The organism is Parasphingorhabdus sp. (genome assembly GCF_036963705.1).
GTDB lineage: Bacteria > Pseudomonadota > Alphaproteobacteria > Sphingomonadales > Sphingomonadaceae > Parasphingorhabdus.
Map to the genome: position 1 here is coordinate 1 of NZ_JBALUT010000069.1, position 14,387 is coordinate 14,387.

16 protein-coding genes and 1 tRNA gene are annotated in these 14,387 nt (G+C 57.3%); 4 read left to right on the top strand and 13 right to left on the bottom strand.

Going from position 1 to position 14,387, the window contains the following annotated elements; all coding sequences use genetic code 11:
• The 3 genes from V7680_RS12910 to V7680_RS12920 form a co-directional block, all read right to left on the bottom strand.
• Positions 1–1,333 (bottom strand): FAD-dependent oxidoreductase (locus V7680_RS12910; RefSeq protein ID WP_335653680.1); only part of this gene is annotated, 1,333 nt, incomplete at its 3' end.
• Positions 1,334–1,436: 103 nt separating this feature from the next.
• The gene (locus V7680_RS12915; RefSeq protein ID WP_335653681.1) at positions 1,437–2,270 is read right to left on the bottom strand and encodes a sterol desaturase family protein; all 834 of its coding nucleotides are present in this window, start codon (positions 2,268–2,270) and stop codon (positions 1,437–1,439) included.
• 44 nt (positions 2,271–2,314) lie between these two features.
• Complete coding sequence (locus tag V7680_RS12920; protein WP_335653682.1) at positions 2,315–3,505, bottom strand: acyl-CoA dehydrogenase family protein; 1,191 nt, start codon at positions 3,503–3,505, stop codon at positions 2,315–2,317.
• Between the two features lie 238 nt (positions 3,506–3,743).
• Here V7680_RS12920 and V7680_RS12925 point away from each other — a divergent pair, with 238 nt between their 5' ends.
• Entirely contained in the window at positions 3,744–5,705 is a 1,962-nt protein-coding gene (locus V7680_RS12925; protein ID WP_335653683.1) for an AsmA family protein, read from the top strand.
• Between the two features lie 126 nt (positions 5,706–5,831).
• Here the strand turns inward: V7680_RS12925 and V7680_RS12930 are convergent.
• The 10 genes from V7680_RS12930 to hisB all read right to left on the bottom strand — a co-directional run bounded on the left by V7680_RS12930 (position 5,832) and on the right by hisB (position 12,005).
• A tRNA-Phe gene (locus V7680_RS12930) sits at positions 5,832–5,907 on the bottom strand.
• Positions 5,908–6,008: 101 nt separating this feature from the next.
• The gene (locus tag V7680_RS12935) at positions 6,009–6,203 is read right to left on the bottom strand and encodes a DNA gyrase inhibitor YacG (protein WP_335653695.1); all 195 of its coding nucleotides are present in this window, start codon (positions 6,201–6,203) and stop codon (positions 6,009–6,011) included.
• Between the two features lie 12 nt (positions 6,204–6,215).
• Positions 6,216–7,649, bottom strand: a complete 1,434-nt coding sequence (locus tag V7680_RS12940; protein ID WP_335653684.1) for a sodium-dependent transporter — start codon at positions 7,647–7,649, stop codon at positions 6,216–6,218.
• A gap of 51 nt (positions 7,650–7,700) precedes the next feature.
• Positions 7,701–8,081, bottom strand: a complete 381-nt coding sequence (locus tag V7680_RS12945; RefSeq protein ID WP_335653685.1) for a histidine triad nucleotide-binding protein — start codon at positions 8,079–8,081, stop codon at positions 7,701–7,703.
• Positions 8,081–8,401, bottom strand: a complete 321-nt coding sequence (locus tag V7680_RS12950; RefSeq protein ID WP_335653686.1) for a phosphoribosyl-ATP diphosphatase — start codon at positions 8,399–8,401, stop codon at positions 8,081–8,083. Before V7680_RS12950 ends, V7680_RS12945 begins: the two co-directional genes overlap by 1 nt.
• Positions 8,402–8,553: 152 nt before the next feature.
• The gene (locus V7680_RS12955) at positions 8,554–8,928 is read right to left on the bottom strand and encodes a PEP-CTERM sorting domain-containing protein (protein ID WP_335653687.1); all 375 of its coding nucleotides are present in this window, start codon (positions 8,926–8,928) and stop codon (positions 8,554–8,556) included.
• Positions 8,929–9,125: 197 nt separating this feature from the next.
• Positions 9,126–9,887: an imidazole glycerol phosphate synthase subunit HisF gene (gene hisF / locus V7680_RS12960; protein ID WP_335653688.1), complete on the bottom strand. Its 762-nt coding sequence runs from the start codon at positions 9,885–9,887 to the stop codon at positions 9,126–9,128.
• Positions 9,884–10,609, bottom strand: coding sequence for a 1-(5-phosphoribosyl)-5-[(5-phosphoribosylamino)methylideneamino]imidazole-4-carboxamide isomerase (gene hisA / locus V7680_RS12965; RefSeq protein ID WP_335653689.1), 726 nt, complete (start codon positions 10,607–10,609; stop codon positions 9,884–9,886). The genes hisF and hisA overlap by 4 nt, the downstream gene beginning before the upstream one ends.
• A 94-nt stretch (positions 10,610–10,703) precedes the next feature.
• The gene (gene hisH, locus V7680_RS12970; RefSeq protein WP_335653690.1) at positions 10,704–11,324 is read right to left on the bottom strand and encodes an imidazole glycerol phosphate synthase subunit HisH; all 621 of its coding nucleotides are present in this window, start codon (positions 11,322–11,324) and stop codon (positions 10,704–10,706) included.
• Between the two features lie 87 nt (positions 11,325–11,411).
• Positions 11,412–12,005, bottom strand: a complete 594-nt coding sequence (gene hisB, locus V7680_RS12975) for an imidazoleglycerol-phosphate dehydratase HisB (protein ID WP_335653691.1) — start codon at positions 12,003–12,005, stop codon at positions 11,412–11,414.
• Between the two features lie 113 nt (positions 12,006–12,118).
• Between hisB and V7680_RS12980 the strand changes: the two genes are divergently transcribed.
• From V7680_RS12980 to V7680_RS12990, 3 genes are read left to right on the top strand one after another with little or no spacing between them, the layout of a single operon-like run.
• Positions 12,119–12,604 (top strand): SspB family protein, encoded by a 486-nt coding sequence (locus tag V7680_RS12980; protein WP_335653692.1) that lies wholly within the window; start codon positions 12,119–12,121, stop codon positions 12,602–12,604.
• Entirely contained in the window at positions 12,601–13,995 is a 1,395-nt protein-coding gene (gene fumC, locus V7680_RS12985) for a class II fumarate hydratase (protein WP_335653693.1), read from the top strand. The genes V7680_RS12980 and fumC overlap by 4 nt, the downstream gene beginning before the upstream one ends.
• Positions 13,996–14,013: 18 nt before the next feature.
• Entirely contained in the window at positions 14,014–14,298 is a 285-nt protein-coding gene (locus tag V7680_RS12990; RefSeq protein WP_335653694.1) for a hypothetical protein, read from the top strand.
• Positions 14,299–14,387: the final 89 nt, after the last annotated feature.

Below are 14,387 nucleotides of genomic sequence, written 5' to 3' on the forward strand. Positions count from 1 at the left end.
ACAGACGCCCTTCCCGCTCGACCTGGGTTACTTCTGCGCCAAGACGCGCGAAAGCCTGGCTCAGCTCGCAGCCGATCGGGCCGCCGCCAAGGATGATCATGCGTTTGGGAATATCCTCGAGCTGGGCAAATTCTTCCCACAGAGTATCGCTGGTGACATAGCCAATATCATCGAGACCGGGCAGCGGCGGAACGAACGGTGCGCCACCGGTGGCGACGATGATCGAACGGGTGGTCAGCCGCTGGGTCTCGCCGTCATTGCGCTTTATCTCGACCGTCCAGGGATCAATGATCTTGGCATAGCCCTTGACGACATCGACGCCCAGTTCGGTATAGCGCTCGACGCTGTCATGCGGCGCAATCTCCGCGATGACGTTGTGGATCCGCTGCATCACCGCCTTGAAACTATATTGCGGATCGGTCTTTTCCAGCCCGTAGGCATCGGCATGGCGCATCTGCTGGGCAACCTTGGCGCTCTTGATCAGCGCCTTGCTGGGCACGCAGCCATAGTTGAGACAATCGCCGCCCATTTCGCCGGCTTCAACGAGGGTCACCTTGGCTTTGACGGTCGCGGCAATATAGGAAGAAACCAATCCGGCTGCACCGGCACCGATGACGACCAGATTGCGGTCATATTTCTTCGGCTTGGTATATCCGGCATAGACTTTCCGGCGCTTGATCCGGGCCACAATCCACTTGCCGATCCACGGCGTTATGCCGAGTGCAGCGAAGGACAATAGCAGCCCGGGCGAACCGATATCACTGACCTGCTCGATATTGGCGAGCTGCGTACCGGCGTTGACGTAAACCAATGTCCCCAGCAACATGCCGATCTGGCTGACGATATAGAATGTCCGCGCCTTGATCGCGGTCAGCCCCATCAACAGGTTGATCAGGAAGAAGGGGAAGACCGGCACCAGGCGGAGAGTCAGCAGATAGAAAGGCCCGTCTTTTTCAACACCGCGATCAATCGCCTTCAAACGATCACCAAAGCGCGACTTGACCGCATCGCGGAACAGATAGCGTGACGAAAGAAAGGCGATTGTCGCGCCGATGGAAGAAGCGAAAGAAACAATGATCGTGCCGACAAGCACGCCGAAGAGCGCGCCCGCTGCCAGAGTCAGGATCAGCGCTCCGGGCAAGGAAGCCGCCGTCGTCACGACATAGACCAGAAAGAATATCGCGATGATCAGGAACGGAGCAGCCTGATATTGCTGGTCAAAAGCGACTTGTTGTTCCTTCAGATTGGCCAGGGTAAGTTGCGAGCCGAGATCAAAATAGAAGAAGCTCGCCACGGCAATGGCAAAAAGAACAAGGATCAGTATTTTTTTCATCTGGAACTTTCTGCCCGACGGGGCTCGGCTGCAATGGTCGGCTATTTACAAATCCTCCTATATGGAGCTTCTAACCGCTTTGGAACCCAGCGTATTTAGCGGGTCATGTAGAATTTCTTTTGTAACCGGAACGTTCTTTCGAACGATAGCGATCATGAAACGGAAGCAGGAGGCTCCACCATAGCTCGTTCGGATGATCGGATTGATATTCGTCGAGACCGATGACGACATCGTCATGACCAGCGGCTGGCTGCGCCGTGTAAGTACCGAATAGCCGATCCCACAAAGCGATGCTGAACCCGAAATTGCTGTCAGTTTCCTGTTTGACGGTCGAATGATGGACGCGGTGCATATCCGGCGTTACGACAAACAAGCGCAATATCCTGTCGACCGACAGCGGCAATCTCAAATTGGCGTGATTGAACATCGCGAAAAGATTGAGCAGCAGCGAGAAGGTGAATATCGCCAACACCGACGGTCCAAGCAAAAATACCAGGGCGCTTTTATACAGCATCGACAGGATGATCTCGACCGGGTGAAAGCGCACCGCCGTGGTGACGTCAATATCCCGATCTGCGTGGTGAACCTTGTGCAACGCCCACAAAAACGGGACTTTATGGCTGATCACATGCTGCGCGTAGATCGCCAGATCGAAAAGGACGAGAGCGAGAGCAAATTCCAGCCAGCCGGGCAGACTGGTCCAGTTGAACAGGCCGATACCATTTTGCGCCGCATAGCTGGCAGCGGCGATTGCCGCGACCGGGCCCATCAATCTCAGGGCAAGGCTGTCGACAATGATGATAACCACATTCGTCCGCCAGCGCTGGCCGCGCGGCATCGACCGCTTCTTCCGGGGAAAAATGGCCTCGAGCACCGCCAAAATCACGAACAAAAGCACAGACAACGCCAAGCCGGATTGCGCGAGACTATCGGTCATAGAAGAATATCTGCTTCGCCATTGATGGTATCCCGGGTTGCTGGCTAAAGATTCAGGACGCGTTTGGCGATGATGTTCCGCTGAATCTCGTTGGTCCCGCCGTAAATACTTTGCGCGCGGGTACCGAAATAGCTGGCGACGCCGGGGGCGGCAAAGGCGGAATCACCAGTCCAGTCCGGGCTGACGCTATCGCCAAACTTGCGATTGCCGTGCTCGGCAGCGGCTTCCAGAAACAGCGTCGTGATTTCCTGCGCCAGATCGGTAGCCATGATTTTCAGGATCGAGGCCTCGTCACCCGGAGACCCGCCATCCCGCACCGTAGTCAATACCCGGAGCACGGTGATCTCCAGCGCATCGAGCCGTGTTTCCGCTTCGCATAACCGGCTGGCGAAGAAGCTGTCATCGATCAGCCGCTGGTTCCCGCCGGTCGGGATTTGTGATGCGATCTTCCGGACATCGGCCAATTGTTTCCGCTTGCCACCGATCCGCGCATAAGATGTCCGCTCGTTACCGAGCAGATATTGCGAATAAGACCAGCCTTTCCCTTCCTCACCGATGCGGTTGGAGACCGGAACCCGGACATCGACAAAATCGCACTGGCTGAGATAATATTTGCCGTCGATGGTGATGATCGGCTTCACCGTGACGCCGGGCTGGTCCAGCTTGCAACAGACGAAGGTAATGCCAGCCTGCTTCTTTGCTTCCCGCGATGTCCGGGTCAGCAGGAATATCCAGTCCGCATGCTGGGCCGCAGACGTCCATATCTTGGTGCCGTTGAGAATATATTCGTCCCCGTCCCGCACCGCCGAGAATTGCAGGGAGGCCAGGTCCGACCCCGCTTCGGGTTCGCTATAGCCCTGCGCCCAGCCGACCGAACCGTCGCGCAGTCCGGGCAACCATTTGTCCTTTTGTGCCTCATCGCCAAATGTGAAGATCACCGGCCCGACATAGACGACGCCCATCGGCGTGACCGTCGGTGCCCCGGCCTTTTCCAGCTCTTCGTCAAAAATATATTGTTCTTCGATCGACCAGCCCGGACCGCCATATTCTTCAGGCCATGCGCTAGCCAGCCATCCCTTTTCACCCAGCGCCATTTCGGCGCGCCGGATTTCTGCGGTTGTCAGGCTTGCACCGGTGCTGACCTTTGCCAATATGTCCTGCGGATATTCATCGGCAAAATAGGTCCGCATCTTCTGGCGAAAAGACTGCAATTCTGGATCATGGCTTAATTTCATAGCGGCCTGCTCTTCCTTCGATAGCGTGAGTCGACGTGGATCTCACTATCATGGAATTTCTCCAAATGGTGCAAAACCCTTATAGCTATCGTTGATCTACCGGTTCCCTGCTAGATCGGCATCTCGGGCAACCTTTTCCTGTGCAAAACGTAAACCGACGAGCGCTGAAAATTTGTCAGCCATTAGACAATCGAATTAGGCATGAAATGGGATGGCTGGGCAGCATATGAAGTCGACATTGCCAGATTCGAACCAAATGCAGACCAGCGATCACGCCCAATCTTCTCCTGCGTTTCCTTACAAGCGGGTGCGCAACATAGTCCTCGCACTACTCTCCGTCTTGATTCTGGCAATCCTGGCCTTGGGCGCGGTGCCGGCAAGCCTCTTGCGCGGCGTGATCAGCCAGGAACTGCAGGGGGCATCGGATCGCGACGTGGAAATCGGAACGATCAGCAGAGACGATTTCTTTTCCTACTCCCCCATTATCACCGTCGAAAATATCCGCGTGGCGCAACCATCCTGGGCGGGAAAAGGCGATTTTCTCAAGCTAAAATCGATATCGGCGCGTGTTTCCGTGCTGGATGTCCTGACCGGCGCCGCAAGACCGGATCGTGTCCGGATCGACGGTCTCGACATAGCCCTCGTCCGCGACGCGGATGGCCGAAGCAACTGGGATGGCGATGACAGTAAAGACGACAAAGACAGCAGCGCCCCCGTTCTAACCGATCTTGATATCGTCAATTCCCGTTTCAGTTTCACCGACCACAAACGCGAACTCTCGCTGGAGGGTCCGGTCTCTGTCGATTCAAAGAACGGCCTGCGCGCCGAGGGTAGCGGCACATTTCTAAAGACCAAAGCAACTCTCTTGTTCACCGGCGGGGCGATTGCCGGAATTGATCCCGCGTCCGACTATCCTTTCAGCATCAAGCTTCAATCGCCCGCGCTCGACTTGACGGCCAAAGGCGCAATGCAGGGCGTTCTGAACACCGACAATTTCACGGCATCGCTATCCGCTCGCGCGCCTACCCTGAAAAACCTCGATCGCGTCATAGAAGCCGGCCTGTTCGGAACCCAGCCGATCAATTTGCGTGCCAATATCCGCCACGATGACAAAGACTGGTTTGTCGACAAATTGAGCGGATCGATCGGGCGTTCAAACCTGTCTGGCAAAGCGACGATCCTCAAGCGCGACGGTCGCACCAAAATCGACGCCGACATCAGGGCTGCCACGCTGGATTTCGATGATCTCGCCGATGATGCAGGCCGGGCACGGGCAGCGGCCCTGACGCGGCGCATCGGGCCTCGCATTCTTCCCAATACAAGGATCAACCTGTCAAAAATGGGTCCGACCGACGGCCAGCTAAGCTTTACCGTCGACCGCTTGCTCTCCCGCCGCGAGACAGTTTTCCGCAGTCTGAAAGGCAAGCTGACGCTGGATCGTAAGCTTGTGAAGATCACCAACCTGGCCGTCGGCCTGAAAAGCGGGCAGCTGACCGGCAGCATTCAGGTCGATCATCGCAGCGGAGCACCTAAATTATCGACCGACCTGACGCTGACCGGCGCGTCTATTTCCGACCTTATCGGGAACGGCGATATCGTTACCGCCAGAATCCGGGGCCGGGTGAAATTGTCCGGTTCGGGTGACACGTTCAGGGAGGCCCTGGAAAAAGCGAACGGCAAAGCGGCGATGGTTGCCTCCGGAGGCAGCGTCCGCGCCACGGTCGCCCACGTCTTGGGGCAAAATCTGGGCGGTGCAGTCGAGGAAATTATCGGCAATCCGAAAGCGCGGGTTCCGCTGCGCTGTCTGGTCGCCAATTTCACGGCGCGGAACGGCATATTGACCCCTCAGCCATTGGCTATTGATACGAAAGTCTCGATCGGGCGCGGTGAAGGACGGATCACTCTGGACGGCGAAAGGATCTCTCTGGTGCTGCGCGGCGGCGCGAAGGGGAAAAGTGCATTGCGAATTGTAGACCCGATCAAGATTTCCGGGACGCTGACCGCACCAGACGTGTCGGTAGCGGGGCTGGGCAAGGCCGCGGATGCGGAAAAGCCGTCACTGGGTGATGTCCTCAAAGTCGCGACCAAATCTATCGGTAGCGCTTTGGGAATTGGCGACAGCGACGAACAGAAAAAGGCTTTCATTCAGAAACCCAAATCCCTGAACTGCTCTGCTGTGGTCGCTGCGGCGATGCGGTAATGGATATCGGCGGTCCGGAATAACCCCCACCGAACACAATTGATCCTACATCAGGCACTAAGGTCTAGCGGCGCGGATCCAGCATTTCTCGAAGAAATCTCGGGGCACCAGGTTTTAAGGAAAAAGTGGTGCCCGAGGGCGGATTCGAACCACCGACACAGCGATTTTCAGTCGCTTGCTCTACCAACTGAGCTACTCGGGCATCTGGGCCTGCGCGATGCGCTGGCCCGGTTAGGAAGCGACGCTATAGGCGGGGGGATTGCTGCTTGTCCAGCCTAAAAATGGCGGTTTTATTGCCCCTGCTCAGTCCTCGCCATCGCGGCCGGAATCGCCAGCGAAATGATCGGCCAATTGATCTGGCGAAACCGCTGGTCCGGGTATTTTATAGCCGTCACCCAGCCATTGCAGCAAATCGCGATCCTTGCACCCGGCGCTGCAGAATGGCGCCCATTGCTGGGTCCCGGGATTGCGGCAAACCGGGCATTTGGGGCTTTTCATACCGGCCAAAACCTATCCCTGCCCGACCAGATTCGGGAATACGGCGAACACGAATATCAGCGCCACACCGATCGGCGAGAGCCACGCCACCAGAAAGCGCCACAAGCCGAAGAGTGGCCCTTCGAGCCCGGTTTCGGCTTTGATCAGTTTCCTGTCAGCCCGCCAACCGATAAATATGGCGGTCAAAAATGCCGTTACCGGTAGCAATATCTTGGACACGAGATCATCGATCGTATCGAAAATATTCTTTTCCTCGAACAATGGCAAGAAACCCAGTGGCCGGACATCACTCCAGACATTGAGCGAAAGCGCACAGGCCACTCCGATCAGAAAGATGATCCCGCCAATAGACCAGGCGGCAAACCCGCGCGCCCAGTTAAACCGGCGCATCGCCCAAGCCACAACGCCTTCGAGCAAGGATATGGAGCTGGTCAATGCAGCAAAGAAAATCAGGACGAAGAATAACAATCCGACCAAGGAACCGGCAGGCATGGTGTGAAAGGCGATCGGCAGCGACTGGAACACCAAAGTCGGTCCGGCTGCGGCGTCCAGGCCGACCGCGAACACAATCGGAAAAATCATCAGGCCGGCGAGAAGTGCTACGCCCGTGTCGGCGAATGCGATCATCCCGGCGGTCGGCGCGAGCTTTGTTTCCTTCGACACATAGCCGCCATAAGTGATCAGCGCGGCCGAAGCGACGCTCATCGAGAATAAAGCCTGCCCCAGAGCATCATTCATGACCGCAGGCGTCAGCTTGCTGAAATCCGGGGTGAAGAGAAAGGCGACCGCTTTGGCAAATTCACCAGTGAACGCACCGTAAAGCGTGATCAAAACCAGCAAAATGAAGAATGTCGGCATCAGGTAGACAGCCGCTTTCTCGATACCGTCGGTCACACCCCTGGCAACGATCCAGATCGTCATCACCATGAACAATGTGTGCATGGCAAGCAGCATCGGGACATTGCCGAACAGATCGGTCATGCGGCCGGGAATGGTTTCCGGGCTTTCCGATGCCAGCGCACCGGCAAAGGGGTTGCCGGCAAACAGAGCGCCGAGAAAATCGCCGCTCATCACCCCGACATAATAGAGCACCCAGCCGGCAACGACGCTGTAGAAAGTGAGAATGAGGAAAGCATTGAGAATGCCGATCCCGCCAAATATGCCCCAGTTTTTGCTGACACTGGAATCTTCGGCTACCTTGACGACGCTGTGATAGGCATCGCTGCGGCCGTGGCGACCGATCACGATTTCGGACAATACCATCGGCAAGCCGATCAGCAGGATGCAGCCGATATAGACCAGAACAAAGGCGCCGCCGCCATTTTCACCAGCCAGCGTAGGGAAACGCCAGATATTGCCGAGACCGACCGCCGCGCCAACCGCTGCCAATACAAATGCTGTTCGCGAGGACCAACCCTCGCCGCCCGGTGCTGTTGCGCCTGCCATAATCATACTCCCCAATATTCAGAACCGGTTGCGGCCTTGTTGCATTCGTTACTAGCTGCGCATCAACATCGGGCCAAGCGGTTTTCCAGCAAAAATATGAACGTGCAGATGCGCCACTTCCTGATGGCCGTGCTCGCCGATGTTCGCGAGTAGACGATATCCGGGCTCGACCATCCCCGCTTCGCGTGCAACATGCCCGACAGCGCGGACAAATCCGGCAATTTCCGCTTCGCTTGCTGACGCCGAGAAATCATCCCAGCTGACATAACGCCCTTTCGGGATCACCAGAATATGGTCGGGGGCCTGCGGATTGATATCGTGAAAGGCGAGTGCCCATTCATCTTGATAGACGGTTTTATTGGGAATTTCGCCGCGCAGGATTTTCGCGAAGATATTGTCGTCATCATAAGCCAGAGTCGGATCGATCGCCATCAGCTTGCTCCTCTTGCCGCTTTTTCTTCCAGACCGGACAGGCCTTCGCGGCGGGCCAGCTCTGCGGTCACATCGTCTAGCGACAGGTCCATGTCGGCGAGCAGGACCATCAGATGGAAGAGCAGATCAGCAGCCTCTCCGGTCATCGCCGCCTTGTCGTCCTGCACCGCAGCAATCACCGCCTCGACGGCTTCCTCGCCCAGTTTTTCGGCCATTTTCGCACGGCCTTCGGCGCGCAGACTGGCGACATAGCTCGTTTCCGGCTCCGCTTCGCGGCGTTCGAGGATTGTGCGTTCGAGAGTTTTGAGAATTTCGTTCATCCTCGGCGGTTTGCGCGACGAAACGCCTGTTCGTCAAGCATTAGTGGCACAAGTTTTCACGACCCACAAAAAAGGACCGTCAGGTCCCCCGCTGACGGTCCGGTTCCGGCCAAGCCGCAATTGGATAACGGCCGGCGCTGGAATTTCGATTATCAGATTTTCTTGCGGCGCCGGGCAATCATGCGGCCACCGATCAGGCCAGCCAGGCCAAGGCCGAGCATCATCAGGTTGGATGGTTCGGGAACCGGTGTACCGCCGGATGACGATCCGCCAGAAGAGCCGGTGCCGCCAGTCGAACTTGTCGTCCCTCCGCTGCCGGTTGAGCCGGACGAACCCGATGAGCCGGAACTGCCCCAGCCCGAGCTTCCCCAACCCGAACTTCCCCAGCCCGAGCTGCCCCAACCTGAGCTACCCCAGCCTTTGACACTTCCGCGATTGTCACTGTTCCAGGTCGCACCAGCCGGGGTGGCGGCTGCGACGGCAAGTGCCGCTGCGGCGGTCCAGATTGTATATTTCACCAGCTTCATGATCGAATTCCATTCCCACATTAAAAATTTCTTATGGGAATAGTTAAGCAAGAGCCCTGCCAGATCGCCGAAACGCGCAGCCTTCGGAGGATAAGATGGTTAACGCGATTTTGGAAAACCGGAAGCTGTAAAGTGAACCGACATTAATCATCGGCTACAGGTTTGATAATCCGGGAATATTTGCGATTTCGGCAGGATCAGGCCCGGGCGGGCAGCCTGGCAGCGCGCAGTGCGGCATGGGCGTCGGCTATGCTATATTGCCCAAAGTGGAATATCGATGCGGCGAGCACGGCATTGGCATGGCCCTTTGTCACGCCTTCGACCAGATGGTCGAGATTGCCTACTCCGCCGCTAGCGACAACCGGGATCGATACCGCGTCGGCCAGAGTTCGGGTCAGTTCCAGATCATAGCCGTCGCGGGTGCCGTCGCGGTCCATCGAGGTAACCAGCAACTCGCCTGCCCCGAGATCGGCCATGCGAACGGCATGCTCCAAAGCATCGATGCCGGTCGGGGTGCGGCCGCCATGGGTGAATATTTCCCAGCGCCCTTCCGCCACTTTACGAGCATCGATCGAGGCGACCATACATTGGCTGCCGAATCGGGTAGCGATATCGCTGACCACTTCGGGTCGCGACACAGCAGCGCTGTTCACCGCGACCTTGTCCGCTCCGGCCATCAGCAAAGCCCGCGCATCCTCGGCCGTGCGCACGCCGCCGCCAACGGTCATCGGCATGAAGCAGACCTCGGCGGTGCGCCGGACAACATCGATGATCGTATCGCGATTTTCGTGGGAAGCGGTGATGTCGAGGAAGCAAAGTTCGTCGGCGCCGGCAGCATCATAAGCCTGGGCCTGCTCGACCGGATCACCGGCGTCCTGCAGATCAACGAAATTGACGCCCTTGACCACGCGGCCATTGGCCACGTCGAGACAGGGAATGACGCGGATACGGACGGTCACCGGTTCGCCATCGCAATCGCCGTCGCCAGATCGAGGCGACCGTCATAAAGCGCCCGCCCGGTAATCACGCCTTCGATGCCGTCCTTGGCAAACTGGCTGAGCATGTGAATGTCATCGAGACCCTTTACTCCGCCGCTGGCGATCACCGGAATATCAACGCCCCGCGCCAGATCGACCGTGGCTTCGATATTGCAGCCGGTCAGCATGCCGTCGCGGCCGACATCGGTGAACAGGATCGAGGCAACGCCCGCATCCTCAAACCGGCGAGCGAGATCGCGGACGCTTACATCCGAAACATCGGCCCAGCCTTCGGTCGCGACCATGCCGTCGCGCGCGTCGACAGCAACGACGATGCCGCCTTCATATTCTTTCGCCATATCCTTGACGAAATCCGGGTCCTTGAGCGCAGCGGTTCCGATTACCAGCCGGGCCACGCCCAGTTCGAACCAGCGTTCGACTGTTTCACGATTGCGGATACCGCCGCCCAGCTGGACATAGCCGGGAAAGCTCGCGACAATCGCTTCTACCGCTTCCGCGTTCTGGGGAGATCCGGCGAAAGCGCCGTCAAGATCGACAACATGGATATGTTCGGCTCCAGCCGCTGCAAACAGGCCGGCCTGCTCCGCCGGATTGTCGCCATAGACAGTAGCGCGGTCCATATCGCCTTCTGCGAGGCGCACGACTTCGCCGGATTTAAGGTCAATTGCGGGAAATACGATCATTTCAAATATTCCGTTCGTGGTGAGCTTGTCGAACCGCGTCTGCCCAACGGAACACATCCTTCGACAGGCTCAGGACGAACGGTATTCAGAATTATCATGGTTTCCACTCCAGAAAACGTTTGAGAAAGGCCAGTCCATAAGCCTGGCTTTTCTCGGGGTGAAACTGGACGCCGACAATATTGTCACGGCCTATAGCAGAGACCAACGGGCCACCGTGATTTGTGGTCGCCAGAACGTCGGCTTGGTCTGCGGCTTCAAAATGATAGCCGTGCAAATAATAAGCTTCGCCGGACTCGAGCAGATCGTGGCCCTCGGTCGGGGTCACATCATTCCAGCCCATATGCGGGATTTTTATAGTGGCGTCGGAAGGCTCGATTGCTTTCACCGTACCGCCAATCCAGCCAAGACCTTTGTGCTCGCCAAATTCTATGCCTTTATCTGCCAGCATCTGCATCCCGACACAAATGCCGAGAAACGGAATGGCCTCTCCGCGAATCCGCTGGTCCAGCGCGGCCACCATGCCATCTATTCCAACCAATGCATCGCGGCAGGCACCAAAAGCGCCAACGCCCGGCAATATGACACGATCGGCCCGTGCCACCAATTCCGGGTCGGCGGTCACAGAGACATCTCCGGCCCCTGCGGCCATCAGGGCATTGTGGACGCTGTGCAAATTGCCGGCGCCGAAATCTATGAGAGCGATGGTTTCAGACATGGCGCCGATCAACCGCCGAGGGCGCTCAAATTAGAAATCCCACTATTCGATTTACGCGAAAAGGCCCGCTGGTGCGGGAAGCACAACTCAACCACCCAATTGCCCCTTGGTCGAAGGGATTGCATCGCCCTTGCGCGGGTCGCGTTCGACCGCCTGGCGCATCGCCCGGGCGAAACCCTTGAAGATACTTTCCGCAATATGGTGATTATTCTCGCCATAGAGCAATTCGATATGCAGCGTGATTCCGGCAGCATCGGCGACGCTGTGGAACCAGTGTTTGAACAATTCCGTGTCCATCTCGCCCAACCGTTCCTGAGTGAAGCCGGCGTTCCAGACAAAATAAGGCCGGCCGGAAATATCCAGCGCTACCCTGCTCAACGTCTCGTCCATCGGCGAATAGGCGCTGCCGTAGCGAACGATCCCGGCCTTGTCGCCGAGCGCCTGGTTGATCGCCTGCCCCAGCGCGATCGCGCTGTCTTCGGTGGTATGGTGCTGATCGACGTGAAGATCGCCCTTGATCCGCAATTTCAGGTCAATCAGCGAATGGCGCGAAAATTGTTCGATCATATGATCGAGAAAACCGATGCCGGTGGAAACGTCATATTGACCGCTTCCATCGAGGTTCAACTCGACAAAAATCTCGGTTTCTTTGGTATTTCGTTCGATTATCGCTGTTCTCATGCATCCGGCCTATAAAGGCTTGGACAAATCAGGCAAGAATTTCGCGGCCTTTGGCGATGCAAAATTCATTTTACACACTTGACCCGATGCTCGCTTCCCGCCACCTAGGGAAAATGAGCGATGATGCCCCTGATAGCCTGATTCCATATGACGAAATCGTGCAGGAAGCCCTGCGCGCGGTAGTGAGCCGGGTGCTCGGGGAAGTCGTCACTGACGGCCTGCCCGGCGAGCATCATTTCTACATCACCTTCAAGACCCGCGCGCCCGGCGTCGACATTCCCGATCATCTGATCGCCAGATTCCCGGACGAGATGACGATTGTCATCCAGAACCGCTATTGGGACCTGAAGGTCGACGAAGACCGGTTCGAAGTTGGCCTGAGCTTCAACCAGATCAGCTCGATGCTGCATATCCCGTTCGCGGCGATAACCTCCTTCGTCGATCCGGCTGTGGATTTTGCGCTGCAATTCCACGTTGACGAGGTCGAAGGCGACATGAACGGCCATGATCCGGCTGAGAATGACGGTGATACGGCAGCGGTTGAAGTCGCCGATGATGGCTCCAACGTCGTAACAGTGGACTTCGGCAAGAAAAAGTGAGCGGGACCCGCACCGAAACCGACTCTCTTGGCGAGATAGAAGTTCCCGCCGACGCCTATTGGGGCGCACAGACACAGCGCAGTATCGAGAATTTCCCTTTTCCGCGTCAGGAACGCATGCCGATCCGTCTGATCCACGCACTGGCTGCGGTCAAACAGGCAGCCGCCCGGGTCAATGGAATCCACGGACTGGAACCGGAAATTGCCGCCGCGATAGAAAAAGCGGCCAATGCCGTGCGGACCGGCGAATATGACAATCAATTTCCGCTGACCATCTGGCAGACCGGGTCGGGAACCCAGTCCAACATGAACGTCAATGAAGTGATCGCCGGCGTTGCCAACGAGGCGATTTATGGCACCCGCGGCGGCAAATATCCGGTCCATCCCAATGACCATGTCAATCGCGGCCAATCGTCCAACGACAGCTTCCCTACCGCCATGCACGTCGCGTCGGCGCGAGCGCTGGAAGTAGAGCTGTTCCCGGCGCTGGAGCAATTGCACGATGCTCTGGCGGAAAAGGCGCAACAGTGGAAGTCTATCGTCAAGATCGGCCGCACCCATTTGCAGGACGCCACACCGCTGACCCTCGGACAGGAATTTTCCGGCTATGCGGCGCAACTGGTCGCCGCGCGTGACCGGGTCGAGACCGTCCTGCCCCGGCTGCTCAAACTGGCGCAAGGAGGCACTGCAGTCGGCACCGGCCTCAACGCACCGGAGAATTTCGGCGAGCATATCGCCAAGGAAATTTCCAAGATCACCGGTCTGAAGTTCACCTCCGCAGAGAATAAATTTGCCGAACTGGCCGCGCATGACACGATGGTCGAATTGTCCGGCTCGCTCAATACGCTGGCGGTGTCGCTGACCAAGATTGCCAATGACATTCGATTGCTCGGGTCCGGCCCGCGTTCCGGCCTCGGCGAGCTGGACCTGCCGGCCAATGAACCAGGCAGCTCGATCATGCCGGGCAAGGTCAATCCGACCCAGTGCGAGATGCTGACCATGGTCGCCGCTCAGGTGATCGGCAATCATCAGGCAGTGACGGTCGGCGGGCTGCAGGGTCATCTGGAACTCAACGTGTTCAAGCCGTTGATCGGCGCCAATGTGCTGCGCTCGATCGAGATTATCTCGATCGGCATGTCGAGCTTTGCCGAGCGTTGTGTGGAAGGCCTGGAAGCCAATGAGGTGCGGATCAAGGAGCTGGTCGACAATTCACTCATGCTGGTAACCGCGCTGGCTCCGGTGATCGGCTATGACAAGGCTGCGGCTATTGCCAAATATGCCCACAAGACCGGCCAGACCCTGCGCGCGTCGGCGCTGGAGCTTGGTCTGGTTGACGCAGAAACCTACGATACCCATGTTAAACCAGAGAATATGGTCGGGAATCCTTCCTGATCCGGGAACCAGAACAACATGTCGCTCATCAGAAATATATTCACCACAGCAGTCGGTTACGAAGCGCGCAAGCATACCAAAGGTCATGGCTTGCGGAATTTCGGTCTCGGCATGATCGCCGCCCGTCTGGCAACAAGGTCGATCCCCGGCGCGCTGCTGGTCGGCGGGGCCTTGATCGCGAAAAAGCTCTATGATGATAAGAAAGAGGCCGAGATGCTTCCGGCATCTGAAGCCGTGATCGAGATTGAAGGCCGTCCGGTACCGGAAAGCCAAGTTGATGGATCAGTCGAACTCTTGAAATAACATTTCCAACACCGGTAATAATCCATCCAACATCACGCAAAACAGCGCGTCCTTGGCCCTAACTTTGACGAACTTTGGACCTGCTCCCG